Source organism: Neorhizobium sp. IRS_2294 (assembly GCF_050500145.1).
Classification (GTDB): domain Bacteria; phylum Pseudomonadota; class Alphaproteobacteria; order Rhizobiales; family Rhizobiaceae; genus Neorhizobium; species Neorhizobium soli.
This window is the reverse complement of sequence record NZ_CP191439.1, coordinates 1,658,561-1,683,351: the sequence shown is the minus strand read 5'-3', so window position 1 is coordinate 1,683,351 and position 24,791 is coordinate 1,658,561. Positions and strand designations below refer to the sequence as shown.

Sequence of the window (24,791 nt, the reverse complement as noted above, 5' to 3'; positions counted from 1 at the left end):
GACTGTGGGCTTTAGCCCTTTGCCGCCTTCAGTTCGTCGATCTTGGCGCAGAGGTTCTTCAGAACGAAGTATTCCTCCGTCGAGACCTTGCCCTCGTTCACTTCCTGGGTCCACTGCTCGAGCGGGATCTTGATCCCGAATTCCTTGTCGATCGCGAAAACGATGTCGAGGAAGTCCAGGCTGTCGATGCCAAGATCGTCGATCGTGTGGCTCTCCGGCGTGATCGTCTCGCGGTCGATCTCGCTGGTTTCAGCGATGATGTCGGCAACTTTGTCGAATGTAGCAGTCACGCCCATGTCCTTTTAAAAAGTCTGTATTCGGTGTTCCACATAAGGAAACCAATCGAAAATGCCAATGGGTTCCAACAAGACGGCGCCAATTTGCCGCTACATTGTTGCCTAAACATCGATTGCCGATCGGTCAGAATGCCAAACCGCCCTCAAATTTGAAGAGGGCTAGGCCGGCCGACCTGCCGTCAGCGCGACACGGATAACGTCCAGGACCTTTTCGGGTTGGACACCGACCGCGACCTTCTGGCTTGGCTGATCATCCCAAGGACTATCGACGAACCGTCGGCCTGTGTCAGGCGCCTGGATCGTCTCGCCATCGGCAATGCCGCCGCAGACCACGCGGACAGGGCCGCTGCGGAGCTTGAACAGATCGGGCGCCACCAGATAGACGCAGGCACAGCTGTCGTGGATTGCCATTCCATCGAGACCCGCGCCCTGGCGGTAGAAATCGATATAGAACTGCGAAAGGTCGGACAGGAGTGTTAGCGCCTTATCGCCACCCTTGGCCAACTCAGCCATATCATCTGACGACATCATCGTCTTCATGGTGACGTCGAGGCCGAAAGCAATGACGTTCCACGGCGCGGTAAAGACGATATCGGCGGCATCCGGATCGCCGTGAATATTTGCTTCGGCTGCTGGCGTCACATTGCCATTGACGTCGAAAGCGCCGCCCATGATCACCACCTGCTTGGTCAGGCCTGCGATCTCCGGATCAGCCTGCAGCGCCAAAGCCAGGTTGGTCATGCGACCGACCGCGACAATGGTGATTTCGCCGGGATTGGCCCTGATCGTATCGATGATGAATTGCGATGCCTCGCGCGGATCGAGCGGCCAATCGATTTCGAGAGGCACGCCGATATTGCCGAGGCCGTCCTCGCCATGCACGATCGTCGGCGAGTGCTGCTCGACCCGCGACGGATCAAGCGTCTTGCCCGCCCCTTTGGCGATGGGCGCGTCGATGCCCCACTCCTTGTGCAGGAACTGAGCATTGCGCGTGGTCAGTTCGATCGAGGCATTTCCGAACACCGTTGTCACGCCGAGAAGATCGATATCCGGATGGCGATGCAGAAACAGCAGCGCCATGGCGTCGTCTACGCCGGGGTCAGTATCGAATATGACTTTTTGCATGCGAATACCTTGAAATGCTCGCCGCCTGCCAGCGGCCGTTCATCGCGCAACATAGCGCCGCAACGGTTTACTGCAATGCAGCCGCAATCTGCAACCGCTGCCAGCGCCCCTCCTATTGCCGGATCACCGATTCGGTGCCACAAGCCGGCGCGCATCCCTTCGCCATTTCCCCTCCTCTCCTTTACGCAGAGCGCCACCCTTGAGCGACATTGCATTTCAGCTGCTTTTTCTTCTCTTCCTCGCAGCCATCTTCGCGGGGTTCGTTGATTCGATTGCGGGTGGCGGCGGGCTGATCACCATCCCCGTTCTGCTCATTGCCGGCATTCCGCCGCTGGAATCGATCGCGACGAACAAGCTGCAATCTCAGTTCGGCTCGGCATCGGCAACAATTGCCTATGCGCGCAAGGGCCATGTGAAGCTCAAAGAGCAGCTGCCGATGGCAGCCATGGCGGCGCTCGGCGGCGCCATCGGTGCGCTGCTTGCCTCCATCGTTCCAGCCGAATTCCTGACGACCGCGATCCCCTTTCTGCTCGTGGCAATCGCAATCTTCTTTGCGATCAAACCCAATCTCGGCGATCTGGAAAGTCACCGACGGGTGACGCCGTTCGTTTTCGGGCTGACCGCCGTGCCGATCGTCGGGCTCTACGATGGCGTCTTCGGGCCAGGCGCCGGATCATTCTACATGCTGGGCTTCGTTCTGCTCGCCGGCTTCGGACTGCTCAAGGCGACCGCCCACACGAAGCTCATCAATCTCGGCTCCAACTTCGGGTCGTTTCTGATGTTTGCAGCGTCGGGATCGGTGCTCTGGAAGATCGGCCTGATGATGGGCGTTGGCCAATTCATCGGTGCGCAGATCGGGTCGCGACTGGCGATGCGGAACGGTGCGAAGATCATCAAGCCGCTGCTGGTGATCTCCTGCATCGCGCTTGCGACGAAATTGATCGCCAATCCGGCTCATCCGGTTCGTATCTGGCTGGGGTTCTAGATTTTCTCTCGACCGGAACCAGTATCGCCCGTCACCCCTTCATCTTCAGCGGTAAGCCGGCGGCCACGAAAAATACGTCGTCTGCCACGGCTGCGATTGCCTGATGCAGGCGGCCGGCATGATCACGGAAGTCTCGCGCCATGCGATTGTCCGGCACGATACCAAGACCGACTTCATTCGACACGAGGATGACGGTCGAAGCAGTATCCCTCAGATAAGACAGAAGTCCTTCCGAGGCTGAGGAAATGTCTGCCTCCGCCATCATCAGGTTCGTAACCCACAGCGTGAGGCAGTCGACGAGGATGACGACATCATCAGAGTCTATGCTGCGAAGGTTGGCTGTAAGGTTCAACGGTGTTTCGTGGGTGATCCAGCCCGTGCCACGGTCGTCTTGATGGCGCAGAATGCGTTCTTCCATCTCGGCGTCATAGGCGCGGCCTGTGGCAATGTAGTGCCTGTTGAGACCGGTTTCGCCGCTAAGTTTCTCAGCGAAGGATGACTTGCCGGATCTGGCGCCGCCAAGGACAAGGACGACGCGCCCGGAGCGGGTCATGGCAGCAGGCCGATCGCAGAGAAAGGGACCGGACAATTCGTAGATGAGGAAGGCGTCCGGCCCTGCTGGTGTTTGCTCTGGATTTGCATTGCAGCGCCATGTTGACTCGTTGAAGGTCGCCCGTCAATCCCATGCGGGTTAGACATCTCGGGGCGCGATCTCACAACTTTCTCAATGGGCATTCTGTTTGCGACATGCGCTGCCGACTTGTTGCGTTGAAACGCGCTGGTTTGCAGCTTATCTGAGCGCACACGAAAACGACATGGCTTCGGTCTACGAAGCCTCTGAGGAAACACCGATGCTTTACATCTTCAAGAACAATGACGGCGTTCAGATTGCCTGGAATTCGAGCCTTCCGCGTCGTGATCGTCAGACCCGCGCCATGGAACTCGACACGCGCTTTTCGCTGCTCGGTTTCATCCGTACGTTCAGCGCTGGCTGATGTGAAATCAGAACCCAAAACTCGACATGGACGCAACCATAGCGCGATCTTTCATTTCGAGATCGCTTGCGTCACTGCAAAATGGTTATGGCGGCCGGTATGCACTACCTGATCCGGCGCCAAGTCGTTCGAGGACGACCATGGCGGCAACATCTACGCGTACATTCTTACCGTATGGTTATTAGCGCGTTACCAATGCCTGCAGTTTCAATTTTTTCCCCACACTGCGTGAATTTTTCTTTGCGACAGCGAGGGCGCTAATCAGCCACTAAACGTCAAATATCGGACGTGACAAAGTGCCGACTGCATGAACGGGCTGCTACTGGTTGCAGAGTTTGCTTAGTTATTGCCGGCGATGGCGCTTTTGTCGTCACAAAAGACGCGAACACGATATCTTACAAGGGCTTGGTGATATGCCCGTTATCGTGCGGTTACTCGCGGACAGTTGATTTCTGCTTCGGAAAACGTAGGCTGATACTGCTGACACATTATTGCGCAACGCCTGTGACATCATTCGCTGGCGTATAAAAGACGCATGAGGCCAGCTGGCCGGTGCAATCACATCTACCGGTTGATCGCACAAAGCCGCAGTCATCGGGTGCCGGCTATCGGCGCCTCCAGAGTTGAACACTGTCACGAATAAGACTGGGAGGTCTTACACATGAAGAAACTCCTCACTTCCGCAGCCTTCGCCGCCGGTCTTTACGCTTTTGCCGGCACTGCCCATGCCGACTGCGGTTCGGTATCCATCGCAGAGATGAACTGGGCGTCCGCAGGGGTTGCCGCTCATATCGACAAGATCATTCTCGAAAACGGGTATGGCTGCTCGGTGGAAATGGTGACCGGCGACACGATGCCGACCTTCACATCGATGAACGAAAAAGGTCAGCCTGACCTTGCACCCGAATTCTGGGTCAACGCGGTGCGCACCCCGCTCGACGCAGCGGTCAAGGAAGGACGGCTCGTCATTGCAGCGGAAATCCTTGCCGACGGCGCTGTCGAAGGATGGTGGATCCCCAAATTCCTCGCTGACGCGCATCCGGATATCAAGACCGTGCAGCAGGCGCTTGCTCATCCCGAACTCTTCCCGGCACCGGAAGACAAATCCAAGGGCGCGGTCACCAACTGCCCGTCCGGCTGGAACTGCCAGACATCGACCGCCAACCTCTACAAGGCTCTCGGCGCAAGCGAAAAAGGCTTTGAACTGGTCGATACCGGCTCTGCTGCCGGGCTCGACGGCTCAATTGCCGGCGCATTCGAGAAGAAGACCGGCTGGCTCGGCTATTACTGGGCTCCGACCGCGATTCTCGGCAAGTACGAGATGGTGAAGCTGTCCTTCGATACGCCGCATGACAAGGCCAACTGGGATGCCTGCACGGCGGTCCCGGATTGCCCGAACCCAAAGGTCAACTCTTATCCGAGTTCGGAAGCCTTCACGGTCGTAACGAAGAAGTTCGCCGACAAGGCCGGCGTCGCGATGGATTACATCAAGGCCCGCAAATGGGGCAACGCCACGATCAACAGCGTTCTCGCCTGGCAGACCGACAACCAGGGCACCAATGAAGACGCAGCCAAGCACTTCCTTACAACCAGCCCGGAAATCTGGAGCAAGTGGGTCAGTGCCGACGTCGCTGAAAAGGTAAAGGCCGCTCTCTGAGCGTAACCTTGCCAATTAGGGAAGCCGATCTGCGGCTTCCCGCTCAAGGCGCGTGAGAAGTCGCGACAAGCCGTCCACCGCTGACGGTCGCGCGAACCCGACGCCTTATCCATTGCAGACGTGCATGAAGCTGATTTGGTCAGGAAGGCGCTCGGGCAGCCATGCCGGGTTACGCCAAAAATCCAACCTACAAAGGGGAACATCATGGCAACCTGCAACTTCCTGCCGAACGCTCTCTGTAGCTTTCCGGCGATCAGCGACGCTTCCATCCGTGAAGCACGCAAGGTCATCGATGAGGGGTTCAAGAGCCTTGTTCGCGAATATACCGGCTTTATCGATACGATCGTCCAACCCCTGCAATGGTTCCTGAACTTCCTGGAAAGGCTGTTCACCAACTCGCCGTGGATCATCGTCCTCGCCGTCATCCTCACCATAGTCTATCTCGGCAGCCGCAGCATCCGCATCACCATCGGTACCGCGCTCGGAATGTCGTTCATCGGCTTTATCGGCCTTTGGAACGATGCGATGATCACGCTCGCGATCACCACGGTCGCAACTCTGATCTCCATCATCGTCGGCATCCCTATCGGCATTCTGATGGCGCGGTCCGACCGGGCGCAGGCAAGCGTCAACCCGGTTCTCGACGTGATGCAGACCCTGCCGAGCTTCGTCTACCTCATTCCCGTCGTGATGATTTTCGGTATCGGCAAAGTTCCGGGACTGATTGCGGTGGTCATCTATGCGGTCCCGCCAATGATCCGCCTGACCAATCTCGGCATCCGGCTTGTCGACAAGGAAGTGCTCGAAGCCGCGGATGCGTTCGGTTCGTCGCCAAGCCAGAAGCTGAAGAACGTGCAGATGCCGCTGGCCCTGCCGACAATCATGGCCGGGATCAACCAGACGATCATGATGTCGCTGGCGATGGTCGTGGTCGCATCCATGGTCGGCGTCGGCGGGCTTGGCCGCAACACGCTGCAGGCGATCAACAACCAGTTCTTTACGTTCGGCATCATGAACGGTTTCGCGCTTGTTGCGATCGCCATCATTTTCGACCGAACAAGCCAGGCATTCGGCAAGCGCCTGCAAAAACATTCGGAGGTGGTCCATGGCTAGTCACGGCATCGAGATCAAAGGTCTCTACAAAATCTTCGGCGCGAACGGTCGCCAGTATATCGACGCCATCAAGGCGGGCATGACGAAGACCGAGCTCAACAAGAACCACGGTCATGTGCTCGGCCTGAAAGACATCAACATATCCATGCCGGCGGGCGGCATCACGGTCGTCATGGGTCTGTCTGGTTCCGGCAAATCGACCCTGATCCGCCATATCAACCGGCTGATCGACCCGACCTACGGCGAAGTCGTCTATGACGGCGTCGACGTGTGCACGATGAGCGAAAACGATCTTCGGGAATTCCGTCGGCACAAGACGGCGATGGTGTTTCAGAAATTCGCGCTTCTGCCGCATCGGACCGTGATCGAGAACACGGTCTACGGACTGGATATCCAGGGCGTGCCTCGCGCGGAAAGCTTCAAGAAAGGTCAGTACTGGATCGAGCGGGTCGGCCTCTCCGGCTTCGAGAACCACTACCCGAACCAGCTTTCCGGCGGCATGCAGCAACGCGTCGGCCTCGCACGGGCGCTGACCAACGATGCCGACATCCTTTTGATGGACGAGGCCTATTCCGCGCTCGATCCGCTAATCCGCGTCGACATGCAGACCGTGCTTCTCGATCTCCAGGCAGAGCTCAAGAAGACCGTCGTATTCATCACCCATGATCTCGACGAGGCGCTGAGACTGGGTGACAAGATCGCCATTCTGCGCGATGGCGAAGTGGTGCAGCAGGGAACCGGCCAAGATATCGTCCTGTCACCTGCTGATGACTACATCACCGCCTTCGTCAAGGAGGTGAACCGAGGGCGTGTGTTGCAGGCAAAAACCGTTATGAAACCGTTCGACGGTCTGACTGACGGCATCAGGCTTGCGGGCAACACGACGATCGAAGCCGCTGCGAGAGCGATCTGCGAGGCGAGCCTGACACGGGCAACGGTGACAGATCCGACTGGAGCGCCTGTCGGGACGCTCGACCTGCACACCATCATTTCTGCCATGGTAAGCCCTGCATCATCCGAGGAGGCACGGATCGCTGCGGAATGACAGGGCTCGGCGTCGGACCGTTCTGACGCCAACCCGCCATATGCCGACGTCCTTATCGACAAGGTCGACATGTTGGGCGATAAGATCGACAAAGGTCAGGACGGCGCTCGCTACGGTATGGAGGCGCGGATCTGGCGTGAAACGATCACGGTAAAGGATGAAGACGTGAGCAACATTTCGCCAATTGGCAGCCGTGAGACCGTTGCCGAGAGTTTCGAGAACCTGTCGGCCGAACAGCAGTCTTGGCTTGTTCTGTTGATGGAGAGCTCGTCGAGCGATGACCTTCTCCTGTCTGGTCTGCATCTCTACCTGGATCAGGCGAGTGAAGGACGGTTTCTCAACTCTTTGAAACTGGAAAAATCTGGTGGATGGCTCGGCAATGCAGCGCCGGCGCGGCTTCAGATCCGCATTGCGGAAGCGGCGAAATCCAGCCAGCACCCGGCTTATCAGGCGTTCAAGAAGGGTCTTGATCAGTCAGGCGGCTTCGAGCGCGCCTATCCAAAGGCTCGAGTCTGATCAAGTCGAGCAAAGCGCATCGAAACTGGCGGTAGCTTGTAAGCCAAGACTGCCCTGCCCCTCGCTGCGGGGCACCTCAGCAGCCTCGCTGCCGGCACGTGATGGCCGACAGCGGAGCTGGGGAGTAACTAATTACTGTGCAGCCTTGCCAACGCGGTGGCCGGCGTCCTGGGTGGCGTTCACGGTGTTCGCCGTGTCCTGGCCTACGCCGCGGATCGTGTTGCCACACGAGCTGAGCGAAGCTGCCGTTACGAAAAGTGCGGCGATAACCGTGACTGTCTTTGCCGTCATGTTAGAAAACTCCCTGGATGAAGATCAAATCGTTCGGAAAATCAATTTCCGGCACAGGAACGTTCCAGCTCGGAAAAAGTTCACGTGATCAAATGTGATGTGTCTCTTAGCGAACGCTGTGATGCTTTTTGGCAACAGCGCAACCTCGCCCGATGACCCCACCGCCGGTCCCAGGACACTGATACAGGACAAATTGGTTGTCGCAGCGCGCGAACCGAGAGGTCGGTGTGAATTTGCCAATCTTTCCCCGTTACTGTGAGCGCGAACGCTACGCGGTCAATTACGGGGCAAGCCCATGACGGAACATTCATCTTCTCGGGTTTTGATCATGACTGCTGGCGGCATAAACCCGCAGGTGATGATCAATGCCATCCATCGGGAGTTTTCTGATCTCCACGTTATCCAGGAGGAAGCGGAACCGAAATCGGTGCTTCTGAAGCGGCGCGCGAAGCGGTTTGGATGGATGCATGCGCTTGGTCAGCTGGCTACGATGATTGCGTCACGGCTCGGCAAAGGCATCGCAGCGAGACGGTCTGAAGAGATCATTCACGAGCACGGGTTGATAGCGGCTCCCAACCCGGCAGTTCCTGTGACATCCGTATCGTCCCTGAATGACGCTTCGTGTCACGCTGCGGTAAGTGCAATCCGACCGGCAGTCGTCTTCACGATATCCTGCCGTATCCTGTCATCCCGAACGCTTGCCGCGATCCCCTGCCCCGTGATCAACTTCCACGCCGGCATCAACCCGATGTATCGTGGCCAGATGGGCGGGTACTGGGCTCTCGTGGAAGGCGATGCGCAGAATTTCGGGGCAACCGTCCATCTCGTTGACAACGGGGTCGATACCGGCGGAACGCTTTACGAGAAACGGATATCTCCGGCCCGTTCCAACACGATGGCAACCTATCCGCTCCTGATGACGGCATCCGCGACGGATATCGCAATCAAAGCAATCCAGGATGCGATCACGGGCAATCTGAAGCCGTATGAACCAGCCGGGCCATCAGCCCTGCGCTTTCCGCCGCCGATCTGGACATGGCTTTATCACGGCATCACCAAGAAGATCTGGTGATGCTCACGGAAATGACCGAGTTCAGGCCGCCGTTGCGAGCGCGCCGAACGCTTCCCTCATGCTTTCCGCGACAGCCTTGGCCGGGGCCGAGAGATGGGGCGCGGTTAGGAGCCGAATGTCGAAGCTGATGAGTTCTGGCAGCCCTTCCTTGGCGCCCAGAACCTGCATGTCGCTCGTGACATAGGAAAGCGGGAATGGTGCGATCGCAAGGTCGGACACGACTGCTGCGCGCTGCGCCATCGTATGGGAGCTCGCATAGGCGATACGATAGGAGCGCTTGTGGCGATCGAGCTGAGAGATCGCATCCTGCCGCCACACGCACCCATCCTCCCAGACGGAGATCGGTAGCGGATCACGCAAGTAGGCATTGCCGCATTTAGCACCGGCCCAGACGAGCCGTTCGGAATGGATCACTTCACCAGTGGTCGGGAACGGCCTTGTCGCACAGTTGATCAGGGTGAGATCCAGCCGCTGCTCATCCATCCGCCGGCGTAACTGCAGGCTCTGGTCGACGGTGACATCGACCATGATCCCCGGAAAGCTCTCTCCGAAATCCTTCAGGAGCTTTGGAAGTAACCGCTCGGCGATATCATCGGGAGCGCCCAGCCTAACGACGCCCGCTAGATCGGGCATGACGAATCGCGAGACCGCTTCGTTCGATAGAGCGAGCATCCGGCGCGCATAGGACAAAAGCATTTCGCCGTTCTGCGTCAACGACACTGAGCGCGCGTCCCGCAGGAACAGCGTCGTCTTCAACTGTTCTTCGAGCTTCTTGATCTGCATGGACACGGCCGACGGTGTTCGCAGAACCGCTTCTGCGGCAGTCGAAAAATTGCCCGTCTCGGCAATGGCAACGAAGGTTCTGAGGATGTCGATATCGAGCAATGGAAGAGGCGGTCGAAACGGAACGGTCATCATCATCACCATCAATTAAATTGAACCTAAGCACCATATCATTTCGTTTGATTGAAAGTCAAACAGGTCGCACCCTTGGAAACACGACACGCCATCTCAAAACAAAACGAAACTTGATGGGATGAATTATTTTAATTCTCTTTTTTGATGACTGACCGCAGTTCACATTGAATCGGCGTCCAGTGCTCGAACGAGAGCCCCAAGGAGAAAGTCGATGAGCAACATGACCTATCGTGAGAGTGTACAGCCACGAACATCGCAGTCGTCATTTGCAACATACTTCGGGCTTGCCCGCAGCACCGTTACAAACCTGCGAGACGCATGGCGCCGCCGTCAAAATGAACAGGTCCTTGAGGGCCTGCCATCAGAAATCCGCAAGGATATCGGTTGGCCATCCACCGACAACGACCTCAAGCGCCATTGATGCGCAATGCTCATGGCCTGCATGCGACATGCAGGCAGGTCTTGAGGCTGCGTCTTTTTTGATCGCCTGTTAACCAGATTATAGTGTGTGCGACCTTTGGACGTCGCAAATTTGACATTTCGCCGTCGTCAAATGCCCTTCTCCGTCACCGCCTTCCGTGTCAATGTCGCTTTTAAAGAAACGACCGGATCAACGGCGGCCAGCGAAGGGAACAGCGACATGGATATAACAAACCGTGGGCACGCGAAGAAACGCGCGCTCGTTTTCTTTCTTGTGCCGCATTTTACGATGCTGCCCTTTGCAGCCGCCGTCGAAACCCTGCGGATCGCAAACCGCATGCTTGGCTACGCCGCCTATACCTGGCGCCTCTGTTCCGTCGATGGCGAGAAGGTCTACTCGTCCAGTGGGATCGGTCTCGAAGTCAATTCCTCTCTTGCAGACGAACGCCGTCACCTGAGCGGTGAGCATCGCCCCAGCATGGTGCTGATGTGTTCCGGCATCTATGTGGAGGAGTTTAACAACAAGTCTGTCAACGCCTGGCTGCGCGAGACCTATAACCGCGGCACGGCTGTCGGAAGTCTTTGCACCGGCGCGCATATTCTGGCGCAGGCGGGGCTCCTGAACGGCAAGCGCTGCGCGATCCACTGGGAGAATCTCCCGGGTTTTGCCGAAGCGTTTCCACAGGCGGAAGTCTATGCGGATCTCTACGAGGTCGACTCCAACCTCTATACCTGCGCTGGCGGCACCGCGTCACTCGACATGATGCTGAACCTGATCGGCCAGGATTTCGGCGACAATCTCGTCAACCGGGTCTGCGAACAGCAGCTGACAGATCGCGTCCGCAACCCGCATGACCGCCAGCGTCTTCCCTTGCGCGCGAGGCTCGGGGTCCAGAACTCCAAGGTTCTGCAGATCATAGAGCTGATGGAAAACAACCTGGCCGAGCCGCTGTCACTGGTCGAAATCGCCGACGATGTCGGCCTGTCCCGCCGCCAGATAGAGCGTCTGTTCCGGCAGGAAATGGGCCGATCCCCTGCCCGCTACTATCTCGAGATCCGCCTTGACCGCGCCCGGCATCTGCTGGTGCAGTCCTCGATGCCGGTCGTCGAGGTTGCGGTCGCCTGCGGGTTCGTGTCGGCGTCTCATTTTTCCAAGTGTTACCGCGAGGTCTACAACCGCTCACCCCAGCAGGAACGCGCAGAGCGCAAGCTTTCGCTCAACACTGCACGCACCGGGGTCGTGGTGTAAGTTTTTTAAAGAGCGGCACCCCATCGATATAAGGTGCTGCTCGCTTTGCACACTCAGCAGCTCTCAAGAAATCAGGCAACGTTCCTGACGTCGGCTGCTGGAGCCTTCGAGCGCATCGTGCGGATCTGGATCAGCGTATCCAGGTTCTGGTTGACGCGGCAGTAGAACTCCTCGTCGATGAAGGGCCGCAACATGAAGTCATTGCCGCCGGCCTTCAGGAATCGGGCGGAAAGCAGCCGGTCCGACGACGAAGACACGCCGATGACGCGCAGTTCGTGGGAACCGCGAACCGAGCGGATGCGGCGCGTCAGTTCGAAACCATCGATATCGGGCATGTTGTAGTCGGTGACGACGAGACCGATATCGGGGCTCTTCTTCAGGATCTCGAGGGCCTTGGCGCCGTTCTCGGCGACACTGACCCTAAAGTTATAGCGCTTCAGACGACTCGACAGCAGTGCACGGGCGGTCATGCTATCATCGACGATCAGGACGTGATGGCGGTGGTTCGTCAGGAACCTGCAGACCGATTCCGCCAGCATGTCGACCGCAAAGACGTTGTCCTTCAGGATATAATCCACGATATCCTTGGCCAGAAGCCTATCGCGTGTTTCCTGCTGGAAGGTGCCGGTAAAGACGATGGTCGGGATCGACAGATCGATCAGGTATTCCAGCGCCTCTCCGTTTTCAGCACCCGGGAGGTTGATGTTGGAGATCGCAAGCGTGACAGGCTCGGTGGAGCGATCGTAAGCAAGCTGCAGATCTTCGAAGTTACGGCAGATCTCAATCTCGATGCCGAACAGTTCTTTCAGTCGGGTCCCGACCATCGACGTAAATACGTTGGAATCTTCCGCAAGCAATATGCGCGCATTCGCCAAAGATTCGCCGGAATATTGCATGCCGGAGATGCCGAGAAATGTCATGGTACCCTTTTAACCCCGATCCTTGCCCCATTTGTTTAACTCTATGCGAAGCAATTTTCAGAAGCGTTAATTAGGCAGTACTTTCACATCTTGAGCGCAGCGGTCATCGAGTTACCGCTGCCTAAAGTGAATGATGTATTATTCCGGTACCTTACCATTCTCGGCGTGTGGCTTTACGCGCCACCCGCCGTATCTCCCTCATCGGGCAGGACCGGCTTTCCGCGGTGGAAGACGATCTCCTGCTGCGGGAACGGAATCTCTATGCCCTCCGCGCGGAAGCGCTGCAGAATGGCGATCCTGAGGTTGTTCCGGATGCGAAGACCATCGCCCATGTCAGCGAGATGGAAACGAAGCTCGAAATTCAGCGAAGACGGCCCGAATGTCAGGAACTCGACGTGAGGCTCCGGATTCCGCAGCACTTCGGGGATCTGGTCGACGAGTTCCAGCAGAATGTCCATCACCCGCTGCGGGTCAGCGTTGTAGCTGACAGCGATCGGAATTTCCGAGCGGCCGATCTTGTTGCGATGCGTCCAGTTGCCGACCGCGGCGTTGATCAGGTCGGAGTTCGGCACGATGATCGATTGTTTGCGGAAGGTCTCGATCTCGGTCGCACGTACAGAAATCCGCTTGACGATACCTTCGTTTGCGCCCGTCACCACGTGGTCACCCACCTTGAACGGACGTTCCACCAGCAGAATCAGTCCCGATACGAAGTTCGATACGATGTTCTGCAGGCCGAAACCGATACCGACCGACAGTGCAGACGCGACAAGAGCAAAGCTTGAGAGGTCAATGCCCGCAGCCGACACGCCGACGATGACGGCAAGTCCGACGCCGAGATAGCCGATGCCCGTCTTCACCGAGTTTCGGACACCGAGATCCACCTGGCTTCGGGCAAGAACGTTGTTGTCGATCCACTTCTGAACCCAGTGGGTGACGACAAAGCCCAATCCGAACAGAAGGATGCCGCCGAAAATGCCGACGATCGAGATGGAGACGTTACCGATCCGAATTTCGGTGAAGAAATTGTAGATCCATGCCTCGATATCGGTGGTCTGGAAGCCCCAGGTCAGAAGGATGAGCGGGATGCCGAGAAACAGGGCGAACGCATAGATGCCGAGGCCGGCAACAAGCCCTGTCTGGTCGAGCGCGACCTCGCCAAAATTGCGGCGCTCCGCCAGCTGCCGACCGGCGCCGGTGTTCTTGAACGCACCCTGCTTGGAGATCGCCTTGCCCGACAGGAAGCCCAGATAGACCAGGACGACGACCGCGCCGGTCAGCACGATCTGTGTCGCGACAAAACGGGCAAGACCAATATAGCCCGTCAGGACAGCAAGCAGAAGCAGCCCGCCCATGATCTTCAACAGACCGGAGAAAAACCGCGGCCAGGGATGGCCGGTACTGCCACCACGATCCTCGCCCTCGGCAACGCGCGGCCGAACAAAGGAAATGGCGATCAGGATGAGACCAACGATGACAGCGGCGAACAGGCTCTTGACAATCGTCAGAACCAGCGGCGAGTTCAATGCCTCGCTGATTGCGCCGAGAAGGTAATCCAGTCCGTTGACCACCGCCATAACGAGCACGGCCAATGTCAGCAGCCGCGCGCCCTTGTCGGTGATGCGCACCAGTCGCCATGCCGGCTCTCCCGGCGCCATTACGCCATAGGTGAGCTTCCAGACAAACGAGACGAACCAGATGAAGCCGAACAGCGAAGCAATGATCGGCGCCACATCGGGTCTGAGGACATTGAACCCATCGAGGAAGAGATAGGAGGTCACCAGAAAGGCCGCGATCGAGACCGTCTGAATCACGGTCGACCAGAAGGCGACCGAAAGACGCTTGATGTAGGATGGATCTTCCTGACCGTTGCGACGAATGAAGCGGCCGAAAATGCGGTAGCCGCCCCAGAGGAATAGGGCCGCAGCACCGATGGACAGCGCGATGGCGCTCAGAAGCTGAAGCAGCTTGAAGCGGATGACAAAGCCGATCCAGCTGCCAAGCGTCGCGTTGAAGTTGTGCACTTCAGTTACGAAGGCATTGCCCGCCTCGATGAATAGATCGGCGTTCAATTCCGTATGACGAAACAGCGTCTGCGCGAACAGGGCACGGCGCAGGTTGGTGATCGTGTTCGCGAGATTTGTCGCGCTGTTGGCCAGGTTGTTGGCATCATCGACGATCAGGTTCAGCTCGGAACGCTCATTGACCAGCTTGCCGCGCTCCTCGGCGACGGCCGGCGCTTCCTGCGGCTGCCCTTCGGCCGGTGGTTCTCCGAGGCTCGTCAACCTGGACTGGATCTGCGTGACACGTGCCTTCAGCGTGTCAGACGCGCTGCGCATCTGTTCGACGATCTCTTCCGCCTGCAGGCGAAGCTCGGCCAGTCGGCCGTCGTCGGTCGTATCCTGCCTGACCTGATCGTTGAACGTGGTCAGCCGGCCGCGAAGGCTGTCCAATGTCTCCTTCATTTCATGATTGATCGAGTCGACCGTCACCATCGACTGTGGATTTTGCTGAGCAGATGCCTGCGGTTGCCCGGCCTGCCCGGGGGCTGCCTGGCCCGGCGCGGTCTGGGCTGGTGCTGCTTGGGTCGGTGCAGCCTGCGCCGGCGCAGCCGGGGTTGGCGCAGCCGGGGTCGGTGCAGCCTGGGTTGACGTCGTACCGTTTTGCGGAGCCTGCGCATTGGCCGTAAACGCTGCTGCGGTCACAAGCAGGACGATCATGGATGCGCGGATCGTTCGCGTCATCAGCGACAAGGGATCGAAGGAGTTCACGCGCACCGGTCTCTACTCTTCTCAGGACAATCGGAATCGCAGGCACGAATAGAGGCACTTCAAGGCGAAGAAAAGGACGTCCTGCACAGCTTGAAAATTCCTTGGGAACTTTGGAACATTCTGCTGCGTTACCAATCGCAAATTCAAAACGTGAGGGTAAGACATGGAAGAAGCAGGCATCGGCTGGATCGCAGCTATCATCATCGGCGGCATTGCAGGCTGGCTGGCAGAACAGTTCATGAAGAGCAATATGGGCGTCTTCATGAACATCCTTCTCGGCATCGTCGGCGCGATCATCGCCAACGCCATTCTCGGCTTCTTTGGCGTTGTGCTGGGCGGCTGGATTGGCTACCTCATCGCCGGCTTTATCGGCGCCTGCATACTTATTGCAGTTGCGCGCGCCTTTAGACGCTAAGCGTTGATTAGATCAGGTCTGATCAAAAACCCGACCCCGGCAGAGCAAGATACTCGAGCTCTTCCGGGGTCGAATTGCGTCCGAGCAAAGCATTTCGATGCGGGAAGCGGCCGAACTGACGGATCACCTCCCGGTGCTTGACCGCGTAGTCGTGATATCGTTCGTCGCCGAGGAGAGCAAAAAGCTCGACTGCGCGATCCTGGTCTTCAAGCGCTTCCGAATGCTCGAAGGGCAGATACAGGAAGCACCGCTCATGCAGACCGGCGCCCGTATCGACACCTTCGTCGACTGCCAGCCTCGCCTCCCGCAACGCGATCCAATCTGTTGCGAACGCCAGCGGTGTGCCCCGATAGATATTGCGAGAAAACTGGTCGAGCACGATGATGGCCGCGAGATGCCCCTCGCGTGAACCTCGCCACGTATCCAGATCGCCATGCGCCAGAAACAGGTGCGTCGCTGCGAAATGCTTCGAGATTGCAACGTCCAGCGCAGGGTTCTTTTCGAACCATTTCTCCGGTCCCAGTTCGACAAACCAGAAATTCAGCACGTCTTCAGGGGTACGAACCGCTTCAGAACTCATCAAGCTTGCTCCAGTTGAACACCGTCGGACGACTTGCCCATTATTACCAGCAGAGCCTCCACGACGAGCCTGTGATCGTCTCGCTGCGGGAGACCCGATACGGTGACTGCGCCGATACAGCCTGCCCCATCCACCTTTATCGGAAAACTGCCGCCATGCGGTGCATAGTCGGCAATAGGAAGCGAGAACTTTGCCTCGAGTGTTGTCTCCTGCCTGGTCATTTTCAGACCCATCCCATAGCTCGACTGGAAGAAGCGCAGGACGACATTGCTCTTGCGCCGAATCCAGTCTTCGTTGTCAGGCATCGACCCCGGCAACGCCGTGTAAAAGAGTGGCATCGAGTGAAGCCGGATACCGATCGCGACTGGCAGCCCCTTCTCGATCGCCATGTCGCGCAGCAAAGAACCGAGCTGCCAGGCTTCGTCCGGACCAAAGCGGTCGAAAATCAGGGCCGCCTCCTGCTCGGCGATCCTGGCGATATCCTGTTCAAGCGTCATGGTATTTCCCCGTTTGTAGCCTCATTGATGACGGTGGAATTGGGGAATGTAAATATCCTGCCCGCCAGCGCCGTTGCTGATCTTCCGGCAGACCATCCCTTCCACGGTTTGCGGAAAGACAATTGTAAATTGCTTGTGCGCAACCGCGAAGAAGCGGATAGAGGAAATTACCTCCAATCCTTCCCATTCAGGCCCCCCTATCATGGATCTATTTACCGCTGCTGGCTTGGCTGCCCTCGTCGAGGTCATTGCCATCAATCTCGTGCTGTCCGGCGACAACGCGATCGTTATCGGTCTTGCCGCTGCCGGCCTTCCGGCGGACATGCGCAAGAAGGCAATCCTGTTCGGCATCGCGGCCGCAACCGTGCTTCGTCTGATCTTTGCAGCGGTCACCTCATACCTTCTCGGCATCGTCGGGCTGCAGCTTGTCGGCGGCCTGTTGCTCGCCTGGGTGTGCTGGAAAATGTGGAGCGAACTGCGTGCCCACGATACGGCAGACGCCGACGCGCTCAACGCTGCGGCCGCCAACCAACCGCAAAAGACGTTTTTTCAAGCGGCAATGCAGATCGTCGTCGCTGATGTGTCCATGTCACTGGACAACGTCCTTGCCGTTGCCGGAGCTGCTCAGGAGCATTCCGCAGTCCTGATCATCGGTCTCGTCGTGTCGATTGCGATGATGGGTATCGCTGCCAATTTCGTGGCGAACCTGCTCAACCGCTACCGCTGGATCGCCTATCTCGGCCTCGCCGTGATCGTCTATGTCGCAATCACCATGATCTATCACGGCACGATCGAAGTCTTGCCGCTGATTCAGTCTGCCTAGTCGTTTCGGCTCGTTTTGAAACAGCGGTTTAAACGCTCATTATCATACAATCGAGATTGACCGTCGAATCAGAGCGCTGCCATTGAAGCAGGCCGGCTAGCAACGTTAGGTGGTCGCAGCCGGCAATAACCGGTCAGGGGCTCGCGGACCCCCAGCTCGAAAGTGCTGGTGAGCCCCGTCCAATCGTTGACTGAGGTCAAGGCCGGTTCGCGCCCGACGCGAGGCGGGTCAAACTTCGGTTATCCCCTGCCGTGATGCGATTGACCGTACCAGCACTCTCCTTTAGAAGCGGCATTCTTCCGAAGCAGGCTCTTCGGTGTGACGAATATTCCGGAGTTGGAACGGATGGCGGTGTTTCCGGCAGGAACACGAGAGACGGCCCGGTGCGCGCAGGACAAGCTCCCGTCGCAATGGGCAGTCTTTGTCGCGGCACTGCTGATCGCCTTCGTCGCTCTGGTTTCCGGCGGACTTCGCGATAGCCAGGCGATCCTGCGCATCGCGCATTCCAGCGAGAAGAGCTCGGAGACACCACAAGCCAGCAAACGCGATCCTATTCGCACGCTGGCGACTGCCGACCGCAGGGAGGCTGGTCCCAGCCAGTGGAGCGGCGCAGACGGCGCTTTGGCTTTCACCGCCTCGACACTGACGATTCCGGAATTTGCTCAGGCGATTGCATCCGCGCTCACCGATGCCAATCCTATCGGCACGCATTGGCCGGTTCCGCTGCCGCGCGCACCGCCCGTCGTCTCCTGAGCGCTATAGTCGAACCTCACACGCATACGGCCCCTTGCTGCGAAACGCGCAACCGGGGCGAAGCAGGATCTTAAAACATGAGAAATTCACCCTGGCTGGTGGCGAGCTATATCCTTGTCATCGTGTTCGGCTTCCTGGTGGCGATGCCGAACATTCTGCCGCAATCGGTCCTCGACCGCGTGCCTTCCTTCCTGCCTCACAGCCGTGTGTCGCTCGGTCTCGACCTTCGCGGCGGTTCGCATCTGGTGCTGGAAGTGGACCGCGCTGATCTCATCAACGAGCGTGTCCAGGGCCTGATCCAGGATGCACGCCGCGTTCTGCGCGAAAAGAACCTCGCAACATCGGCTATCCGTCGCTCGGGCGAGGCTGTGCTAGTTACGCTTCGCGATCCAGCGCAGCGCGATCAGGCCGTCACCGAGTTGCAGACGCTCGCGAACCCGATCGGGCTTGGCACGACGGTTGGTGGCAGCGACCTTTCCATCACCAGCCAAGGCGACAACACGATTTCCATCGCCCAGACGGATGCGGGGATCACCTCCCATATCAACGCTGCCGTTGAGCAAAGCCTTGAGATCATCCGCCAGCGCGTCGACCAGGTCGGCGTCGCCGAGCCGACGATCCAGCGTGTGGGTTCGGACCGCGTTCTCGTCCAGCTTCCTGGCGAACAGGACCCTTCGCGCCTGCGCCAGCTTCTCGGCTCGACCGCCAAGATGAGCTTCCACCTTCTCGGTGACCAGGGCCAGCCAGGCGTAACCATGATCGCAGACGAAAGCGGCCAGCAGTATCCGGTGCTCGACCGCGTCGAACTCTCCGGTGACCGCCTCACCGATGCCCGCGCGGCGTTCGACCAGCAGAGCCGGCAGCCGATCGTCACCTTCCAATTCGACAGCGCCGGTGCCGCCCGCTTTGCGCAGATCACGCAGGCCAATGTGGGCCGTCCGTTCGCGATCGTGCTCGACAACAAGGTGCTCAGTGCACCCGTCATCCAGACGCCGATCACCGGCGGTTCCGGTCAGATTTCGGGCAGCTTCACGCCTGAGGACGCGACCACCCTTTCCGCGCTTCTGCGCGCCGGCTCGCTGCCCGCCAAGCTTACCGTCATCGAGGAACGCACCGTCGGCGCCGACCTTGGCTCCGATGCGATCGAGATGGGCATCTTCACCGGCCTCATCGGCTTCGTCCTCGTCGTCTGCTTTATCTTCTTCCTCTACGGAAGCTGGGGCATTCTGGCCAACGCTGCGCTTCTCATCAACGTCGTCCTGACCTTTGCGGGCCTCACCTTGATCGGGTCGACACTCACCCTCCCCGGCATCGCCGGCGTGGTGCTCGGCATTGGTCTCGCAGTCGATGCGAACGTTCTGATCAACGAGCGCATCAAGGAAGAAACCCGCAAGGGCAAGAGCGCGTTTGCGGCAATCAACTCGGGCTTTGCCCGCGCCTACTCGACCATCGTCGACAGTAACGTCACGGCGCTGATCGCGACCGTCCTTCTGTTCTGGTTCGGCTCCGGTCCTGTCCGCGGCTTCGCGGTCACCATGGGCCTCGGCATCATGATCTCGATGTTTACCGCCGTGTCGGTCGTTCGCGTCGCGATGATCTACATTGCCGCACAGCGCAAGCTGAAGAAGATCGAGATCAAGCCGCTTCTACCGATCAATCTCGTTCCGGATGGTACGCGTATCCCGTTCATGAAGGGTCGCTTCATCGGTATCGGCGTGTCGGTTCTCCTGTCGATCGCCTCGCTCGTGCTGTTCGTGACGCCTGGCCTCAACTACGGCGTCGACTTCCGCGGCGGTATCCAGATGGAAGTGGTGACCGCCAACGAAGCGGATCTTGCATCCTTCCGTTCGGGCCTCAACGAACTCGGTCTCGGTGAAGTGGCACTGCAGGAATTCGGTGCCCATAACAGGCTTCTGGTCCGCGTCGAGCGCCAGCCAGGCGGCGAGATCGCCCAGACAGAGGCTGTCGAGAAACTCAAGACGGAAGTCCTGAAAATCGACCAGACTGCCAAGGTTGAGCGTACCGAAGTCGTCGGTCCGAAGGTCTCGGGCGAACTTGCGACTGCCGGCTTCCTGTCGGTCCTGCTCGCCTCGATTGCCATGATGATCTACATCTGGGTGCGGTTCGAATGGCCCTTCGCCGTCGGTGCCATCGCGACCCTCGTGCTCGATGTGACAAAGACGATCGGCTTCTTCGCAATCACCGGTCTCGACTTCAACCTGACAGCGATTGCCGCGCTGCTGACGCTGGTCGGTTACTCTGTCAACGACAAGGTCGTGGTCTATGACCGCATGCGCGAGAATATGCGCCTCTACAAGAAGATGCCGCTGCGCGACGTGATCGATCTGTCGATCAACGAAACGCTGGCTCGAAGCCTCTATACCTCGGCAACGGCGTTCCTCTCGCTTCTGCCAATGGCTATCTGGGGCGGCAGCGCCGTCTCCAGCTTCGCGATCCCGATGGTGTTCGGCATTCTCGTCGCTGCCCTCTCGTCGGTGTTCATCGCAGCGCCGATCCTGCTGTTCCTTGGCGACTGGCGTACCCGCCATCAGGCACAAAAGCCTGTTGCAGACGACACAGCCGTCGATTCCAAGCAGATCGGCAACGTCTGAGACGTTCTACCATCCAGACAAAAGGGCGGGTCGTTTCCCGCCCTTTTTCATTTCCACGTTTTAAACCCGGTTTTCCATGGTCGATCTTGCCGCCTATGCGGGCCTGTTCTTTGCTGCATTCATCGCTGCCACGATCTTTCCGATGCAGTCGGAAGCGGTCCTTGTCGGCCTCATCCTGTCGGATCGCTATGCGCTTGCGGCCCTTGTGCTCACGGCCTCCGTCGGCAATACGCTCGGCTCGGTCGTCAACTGGCTGATGGGATTGGGCGTGGAGCGGTTCCGGGACCGACGCTGGTTCCCCGTCAAGCCTGACAAGCTCGAGAAGGCGAAGACGTGGTATCGCAAATACGGAAAGTGGTCGCTGCTCCTGAGCTGGCTACCGATCGGCGGCGATGCCATCACCGTTGTCGCGGGTGTTCTTAAAGAACCGCTGCCAACGTTTCTTGTTTTGGTCTTCATCGGCAAGACGCTTCGCTATGGCGTCGTCGCGGCTGTAACGCTCGGCGTGATCGGTTAAACCATACCAAACATGGAACAATCGTGTGGTGTTCCCATTAGTGTTGCCATGTAGGACCATGTTGGGAGGCAGTCATGGCAGAGGCGTTCGGCGCGAAAGAAGAAACACCTGAACTTAAGCGCGTGATGGGCCCCGGCCTGCTGCTGCTGTTCATCGTTGGCGATATTCTCGGAACGGGGATCTACGCACTGACCGGGCAAGTGGCCGCTGAAGTTGGAGGCGTTGTCTGGCTTCCATTCCTCATCGCTTTTCTTGTCGCCCTGCTCACCGCCTGCTCCTATCTCGAACTCGTCACCAAATATCCGCAGGCAGCTGGTGCTGCGCTCTACACCCATAAAGCCTTCGGCGTCCATTTCGTCACGTTCCTTGTCGCCTTCGCCGTGATGTCCTCAGGCATCACGTCTGCGGCGACCGCATCGCGTGCGTTTGCCGCCAACTTCTCGACGTCGCTCGGCCTGGATCTCGGGGTCTGGGGCGTACCGCTGATCGCCGTCGGCTTCATTGCGCTGGTGGCAGCGGTCAATTTCCGCGGTGTCGGTGAAAGCGTAAAGCTCAACGTCGTGCTGACCGTTGTGGAACTGACCGGCCTTCTCATCATCATCGGCATCGGCCTCTGGGCGATTGCTGGTGGCGAGGGCGATGTGTCGCGTGCCTGGACGTTCGCCACACCGGAAGGCAGCGGAACGTTCTGGCCAGTCGTCGCCGCAACCGGTCTCGCCTTCTTCGCGATGGTCGGGTTCGAGGACTCGGTCAACATGGCCGAAGAGTGCAAGGAGCCAAGCCGTCTCTTCCCGAAAGTGCTGCTGACCGGTCTCGCGATCACCGGCGTGATCTACATTCTCGTGGCAATCTCTGCGATTACTCTGGTGCCGGCGAACGAACTGGGCGAAGGGGAAACACCGCTTCTGAAAGTCATCCAGGCCGGAGCGCCCGCGTTCCCGATCAGCATCTTTGCGATCATCACGATGTTTGCCGTCGCCAATTCGGCGCTGATCAACATGATGATGGCAAGCCGACTGATCTACGGCATGGCCCGCGAAAATGTGCTGCCCGCCATGCTCGGCAAGGTGCACGCAACGCGCCGCACGCCGTATATCGCAATCGTTTTCACATCGCTTCTCGCCGTCTGTCTGATTCTCTTTGCAGGCGGCGTGCCCGCTCTTGGCGGGACGACTGCACTGCTGTTGCTTTGCGTCTTTGCGATCGTCAATGTCGCCGTGCTGGTGCTGCGCAAGGACAAGGTCGATCACAAGCACTTCCGGACACCAACGATCTTGCCGGTTCTTGGTGTGATCTCCTGCGTGTTTCTTGCAGGCCCCTGGGCCGGTCGCGATCCGGTCCAGTATGCCATTGCCGCCGCCCTGCTTGGCCTCGGCGTCATACTGTGGATCGCCACCGTCCAGTTCATGAAAACATCCAGCAGGGCTGCCTGACCGGTACTAGAAGACCGGCGTCAGCCTCTCACGCTCTGGACTGAAAGGTGATGACGCCGTCGTTGGCGACGCTTACGGAAACCCCGGTGTAATCCGGGATCCGGAAGTGCCCCCCTTCGACGTCGTGGGTATGGGTGGCGGTGATCACCATGACATCGGCACCCGCCGCCTCACCGGCCATGATACCGGCAGGGACGTCCTCGAACACCATCACGTTGGAAGGGTCTGCGCCAAGCCGTTTCGCGCCGAGCCTGTAGCCCTGCGGGTCCGGTTTGCCGATCGTGACGTCCTCGGCAGTGACCAGCATGGACGGTATCGCAAGGCCAGCTGCGGCAAGTCTTGCCTTTGCGAGTTCCAGCGGCGACGACGTCACGACACCCCATTGCCCCGCGGGCAGGCTTGCCAAGAATTCAGCAGCGCCCGGTATCTGAACGATACCCTCGACATCGTCGATCTCGCCGCGCAGAACCTTCTCCGCTTCCACTGCCGGATCAAGACCCGGCAGGTTGAGGCTGGTGATCGTATCGATGCCGCGCTTGCCGTGCATGAAGGGCAGGAATTTCTCCACGTCGAGCCCCTGCTCTGCCGCCCAGCGTCCCCAGACACGTTCGGCAGAAGCAATCGAATTGAGGATCGTTCCGTCCATGTCGAAGAGAAAGCCGCGATAACCTCTGGTCGGCAGGACGATGACGTTTTGGGAGACTGACAATGCGGAATTCCTTTTGGAGAGACTGACGGGATTTGCAGGACCGGATACGCATCCGGACTACAGATAGGAGGGAGCCGGCGCAATTGACGGCGAGGTTCGAAGCGTTAGAACTGAGAATGGGAATGGAGAAAACCCTATGAATGAGGATTTGATGGGGCACGCGGATCTGCGCGGCCGCGGCGTGCTGATCACGGGCGGCGGATCCGGCATTGGAGCGGCGCTTGTCGAGGGATTCGCGGCCCATGGCGCGAAGGTCTCGTTTATCGACATTGCCGACGAACCCAGCACAGCACTGGCGGACCGGCTTTCCGCGATCAACGATCATCCAGTCCAATATATAAGGGCGGACTTGCGCGATACCGACGCCATCAAACATGCGGTCGATGATGCGGCAGCAAGACTCGGGTCACTCTCGGTGCTCGTGAACAATGCCGCCTGGGACGATCGCCGGGATCTCGATGATATCACCGAAGATTACTGGGACCTCAGCCAGGCGATCAATTTGAAGCAGGTGTTCTTCACATCGCAAGCCGCCGTGCCGCATATGCGGTTGGCGGGCGGTGGTGCGATCGTCAATTTCTCATCGATCGCCTGGATGCTCAACATGGGTGGCATGCCATCCTACACAACCGCCAAGGCCGGTATCGTCGGTCTGACCAAAAGCCTCGCCGGCAGGCTTGGGCCGGAAAATATCCGGGTCAATGCCATCCTGCCCGGCATGATCGTCACCGAGCGGCAAAAGGACCTGTGGCTGAAGGATGAGGACATCGCCGCGATGATTGGGCGCCAGTGCCTCAAACGCAGCCTGGTGGCGCAGGATGTCGTGGGCCCGTGTCTGTTTCTCGCGTCGAGCGCCGCGGCTGCCATAACTGCGCAGACACTGGTGATCGATGGTGGCGCGATCTAGCGAGAAAGGAAGATGGTGCCCCTGCCGAGGAATTGAACCTGGATCGGCTGCAAACGAAGCAGCTGCTCTGGCTTTGAGCTACGAGGGGCGTGCGAACTGATTGCCACCGATTGGTAAGCAGCGCAATCACAGCCTTTACCAATGGTTACGGGGTAAGGTTAACCCTGGCCCA

General features: G+C 58.6%; 26 protein-coding genes and 1 tRNA gene. 16 read left to right on the top strand and 11 right to left on the bottom strand.

Annotation, left to right across the window (positions count from 1 at the left end):
- Positions 1 to 11: 11 nt before the first annotated feature.
- Together ACQY1K_RS08185 and ACQY1K_RS08180 are read right to left on the bottom strand one after the other, a co-directional pair.
- Positions 12 to 296: an acyl carrier protein gene (locus ACQY1K_RS08185; protein ID WP_092662234.1), complete on the bottom strand. Its 285-nt coding sequence runs from the start codon at positions 294 to 296 to the stop codon at positions 12 to 14.
- A 159-nt stretch (positions 297 to 455) separates the two neighbouring features.
- Complete coding sequence (locus ACQY1K_RS08180) at positions 456 to 1,421, bottom strand: nucleoside hydrolase (RefSeq protein ID WP_113166483.1); 966 nt, start codon at positions 1,419 to 1,421, stop codon at positions 456 to 458.
- Between the two features lie 199 nt (positions 1,422 to 1,620).
- On the opposite strand from ACQY1K_RS08180, the gene ACQY1K_RS08175 reads away from it, so the two are divergent.
- Positions 1,621 to 2,406: a TSUP family transporter gene (locus ACQY1K_RS08175; protein ID WP_430258732.1), complete on the top strand. Its 786-nt coding sequence runs from the start codon at positions 1,621 to 1,623 to the stop codon at positions 2,404 to 2,406.
- A gap of 31 nt (positions 2,407 to 2,437) precedes the next feature.
- On the opposite strand, the gene cobU is transcribed toward ACQY1K_RS08175, so the two are convergent.
- A complete protein-coding gene (gene cobU, locus ACQY1K_RS08170) occupies positions 2,438 to 2,959 on the bottom strand; it encodes a bifunctional adenosylcobinamide kinase/adenosylcobinamide-phosphate guanylyltransferase (protein ID WP_430258730.1) in 522 nt (173 codons plus the stop codon).
- Between the two features lie 262 nt (positions 2,960 to 3,221).
- Between cobU and ACQY1K_RS08165 the strand changes: the two genes are divergently transcribed.
- The 5 genes from ACQY1K_RS08165 to ACQY1K_RS08145 all read left to right on the top strand — a co-directional run bounded on the left by ACQY1K_RS08165 (position 3,222) and on the right by ACQY1K_RS08145 (position 7,732).
- The gene (locus ACQY1K_RS08165; RefSeq protein WP_430258728.1) at positions 3,222 to 3,401 is read left to right on the top strand and encodes a hypothetical protein; all 180 of its coding nucleotides are present in this window, start codon (positions 3,222 to 3,224) and stop codon (positions 3,399 to 3,401) included.
- A gap of 661 nt (positions 3,402 to 4,062) precedes the next feature.
- Positions 4,063 to 5,058 carry an ABC transporter substrate-binding protein gene (locus ACQY1K_RS08160; protein WP_092662231.1) on the top strand — a complete coding sequence of 332 codons (996 nt, stop codon included), beginning with the start codon at positions 4,063 to 4,065 and terminating at the stop codon, positions 5,056 to 5,058.
- A gap of 204 nt (positions 5,059 to 5,262) precedes the next feature.
- A complete protein-coding gene (locus ACQY1K_RS08155) occupies positions 5,263 to 6,171 on the top strand; it encodes an ABC transporter permease (RefSeq protein WP_062457186.1) in 909 nt (302 codons plus the stop codon).
- On the top strand, positions 6,164 to 7,216 hold the full coding sequence (locus tag ACQY1K_RS08150; RefSeq protein WP_113166482.1) for a quaternary amine ABC transporter ATP-binding protein: 1,053 nt from the start codon (positions 6,164 to 6,166) through the stop codon (positions 7,214 to 7,216). The genes ACQY1K_RS08155 and ACQY1K_RS08150 overlap by 8 nt, the downstream gene beginning before the upstream one ends.
- A 165-nt stretch (positions 7,217 to 7,381) precedes the next feature.
- Positions 7,382 to 7,732 carry a hypothetical protein gene (locus ACQY1K_RS08145; protein WP_062581401.1) on the top strand — a complete coding sequence of 117 codons (351 nt, stop codon included), beginning with the start codon at positions 7,382 to 7,384 and terminating at the stop codon, positions 7,730 to 7,732.
- Positions 7,733 to 7,864: 132 nt separating this feature from the next.
- Here the strand turns inward: ACQY1K_RS08145 and ACQY1K_RS08140 are convergent, their stop codons facing one another.
- Positions 7,865 to 8,023, bottom strand: coding sequence for an entericidin (locus ACQY1K_RS08140; protein ID WP_062457192.1), 159 nt, complete (start codon positions 8,021 to 8,023; stop codon positions 7,865 to 7,867).
- 295 nt (positions 8,024 to 8,318) lie between these two features.
- On the opposite strand from ACQY1K_RS08140, the gene ACQY1K_RS08135 reads away from it, so the two are divergent.
- Positions 8,319 to 9,095: a formyl transferase gene (locus ACQY1K_RS08135; protein WP_430258726.1), complete on the top strand. Its 777-nt coding sequence runs from the start codon at positions 8,319 to 8,321 to the stop codon at positions 9,093 to 9,095.
- Between the two features lie 21 nt (positions 9,096 to 9,116).
- Here ACQY1K_RS08135 and ACQY1K_RS08130 read toward each other — a convergent pair whose 3' ends face one another.
- Positions 9,117 to 10,010: a LysR family transcriptional regulator gene (locus tag ACQY1K_RS08130; RefSeq protein WP_062458089.1), complete on the bottom strand. Its 894-nt coding sequence runs from the start codon at positions 10,008 to 10,010 to the stop codon at positions 9,117 to 9,119.
- A 214-nt stretch (positions 10,011 to 10,224) separates the two neighbouring features.
- Between ACQY1K_RS08130 and ACQY1K_RS08125 the strand changes: the two genes are divergently transcribed.
- Positions 10,225 to 10,434 carry a hypothetical protein gene (locus ACQY1K_RS08125; protein WP_430258724.1) on the top strand — a complete coding sequence of 70 codons (210 nt, stop codon included), beginning with the start codon at positions 10,225 to 10,227 and terminating at the stop codon, positions 10,432 to 10,434.
- A gap of 219 nt (positions 10,435 to 10,653) precedes the next feature.
- Entirely contained in the window at positions 10,654 to 11,682 is a 1,029-nt protein-coding gene (locus tag ACQY1K_RS08120) for a GlxA family transcriptional regulator (RefSeq protein WP_062458093.1), read from the top strand.
- Positions 11,683 to 11,753: 71 nt separating this feature from the next.
- Here ACQY1K_RS08120 and ACQY1K_RS08115 read toward each other — a convergent pair whose 3' ends face one another.
- Both ACQY1K_RS08115 and ACQY1K_RS08110 read right to left on the bottom strand, forming a co-directional pair.
- Positions 11,754 to 12,602, bottom strand: coding sequence for a response regulator (locus ACQY1K_RS08115; RefSeq protein ID WP_174196706.1), 849 nt, complete (start codon positions 12,600 to 12,602; stop codon positions 11,754 to 11,756).
- A gap of 173 nt (positions 12,603 to 12,775) precedes the next feature.
- Positions 12,776 to 15,346, bottom strand: a complete 2,571-nt coding sequence (locus ACQY1K_RS08110; protein WP_430258942.1) for a mechanosensitive ion channel domain-containing protein — start codon at positions 15,344 to 15,346, stop codon at positions 12,776 to 12,778.
- 190 nt (positions 15,347 to 15,536) lie between these two features.
- Here ACQY1K_RS08110 and ACQY1K_RS08105 point away from each other — a divergent pair, with 190 nt between their 5' ends.
- Positions 15,537 to 15,788, top strand: coding sequence for a GlsB/YeaQ/YmgE family stress response membrane protein (locus ACQY1K_RS08105; RefSeq protein WP_062457205.1), 252 nt, complete (start codon positions 15,537 to 15,539; stop codon positions 15,786 to 15,788).
- Positions 15,789 to 15,810: 22 nt separating this feature from the next.
- Here ACQY1K_RS08105 and ACQY1K_RS08100 read toward each other — a convergent pair whose 3' ends face one another.
- Both ACQY1K_RS08100 and ACQY1K_RS08095 read right to left on the bottom strand, forming a co-directional pair.
- A complete protein-coding gene (locus ACQY1K_RS08100; protein ID WP_430258722.1) occupies positions 15,811 to 16,368 on the bottom strand; it encodes a DUF924 family protein in 558 nt (185 codons plus the stop codon).
- Positions 16,368 to 16,865 (bottom strand): heme-degrading domain-containing protein, encoded by a 498-nt coding sequence (locus ACQY1K_RS08095; RefSeq protein ID WP_430258720.1) that lies wholly within the window; start codon positions 16,863 to 16,865, stop codon positions 16,368 to 16,370. Before ACQY1K_RS08095 ends, ACQY1K_RS08100 begins: the two co-directional genes overlap by 1 nt.
- A gap of 202 nt (positions 16,866 to 17,067) precedes the next feature.
- Between ACQY1K_RS08095 and ACQY1K_RS08090 the strand changes: the two genes are divergently transcribed.
- From ACQY1K_RS08090 to ACQY1K_RS08070, 5 genes are all read left to right on the top strand, one after another.
- Positions 17,068 to 17,688, top strand: coding sequence for a TerC family protein (locus ACQY1K_RS08090; protein ID WP_092662219.1), 621 nt, complete (start codon positions 17,068 to 17,070; stop codon positions 17,686 to 17,688).
- A 318-nt stretch (positions 17,689 to 18,006) separates the two neighbouring features.
- Complete coding sequence (locus ACQY1K_RS08085; protein ID WP_430258718.1) at positions 18,007 to 18,441, top strand: hypothetical protein; 435 nt, start codon at positions 18,007 to 18,009, stop codon at positions 18,439 to 18,441.
- A gap of 77 nt (positions 18,442 to 18,518) precedes the next feature.
- Positions 18,519 to 21,053 carry a protein translocase subunit SecD gene (gene secD / locus ACQY1K_RS08080; RefSeq protein ID WP_430258716.1) on the top strand — a complete coding sequence of 845 codons (2,535 nt, stop codon included), beginning with the start codon at positions 18,519 to 18,521 and terminating at the stop codon, positions 21,051 to 21,053.
- Between the two features lie 76 nt (positions 21,054 to 21,129).
- On the top strand, positions 21,130 to 21,570 hold the full coding sequence (locus ACQY1K_RS08075; RefSeq protein ID WP_062457227.1) for a YqaA family protein: 441 nt from the start codon (positions 21,130 to 21,132) through the stop codon (positions 21,568 to 21,570).
- Between the two features lie 74 nt (positions 21,571 to 21,644).
- Positions 21,645 to 23,003, top strand: a complete 1,359-nt coding sequence (locus ACQY1K_RS08070; RefSeq protein WP_092662213.1) for an APC family permease — start codon at positions 21,645 to 21,647, stop codon at positions 23,001 to 23,003.
- Between the two features lie 28 nt (positions 23,004 to 23,031).
- Here the strand turns inward: ACQY1K_RS08070 and ACQY1K_RS08065 are convergent, their stop codons facing one another.
- Positions 23,032 to 23,712 (bottom strand): HAD-IA family hydrolase, encoded by a 681-nt coding sequence (locus tag ACQY1K_RS08065; RefSeq protein ID WP_325265841.1) that lies wholly within the window; start codon positions 23,710 to 23,712, stop codon positions 23,032 to 23,034.
- 136 nt (positions 23,713 to 23,848) lie between these two features.
- On the opposite strand from ACQY1K_RS08065, the gene ACQY1K_RS08060 reads away from it, so the two are divergent.
- Positions 23,849 to 24,619, top strand: a complete 771-nt coding sequence (locus ACQY1K_RS08060; protein ID WP_430258714.1) for an SDR family NAD(P)-dependent oxidoreductase — start codon at positions 23,849 to 23,851, stop codon at positions 24,617 to 24,619.
- 13 nt (positions 24,620 to 24,632) lie between these two features.
- On the opposite strand, the gene ACQY1K_RS08055 is transcribed toward ACQY1K_RS08060, so the two are convergent.
- Positions 24,633 to 24,708: transfer RNA gene (locus ACQY1K_RS08055), tRNA-Thr, on the bottom strand.
- Positions 24,709 to 24,791: the final 83 nt, after the last annotated feature.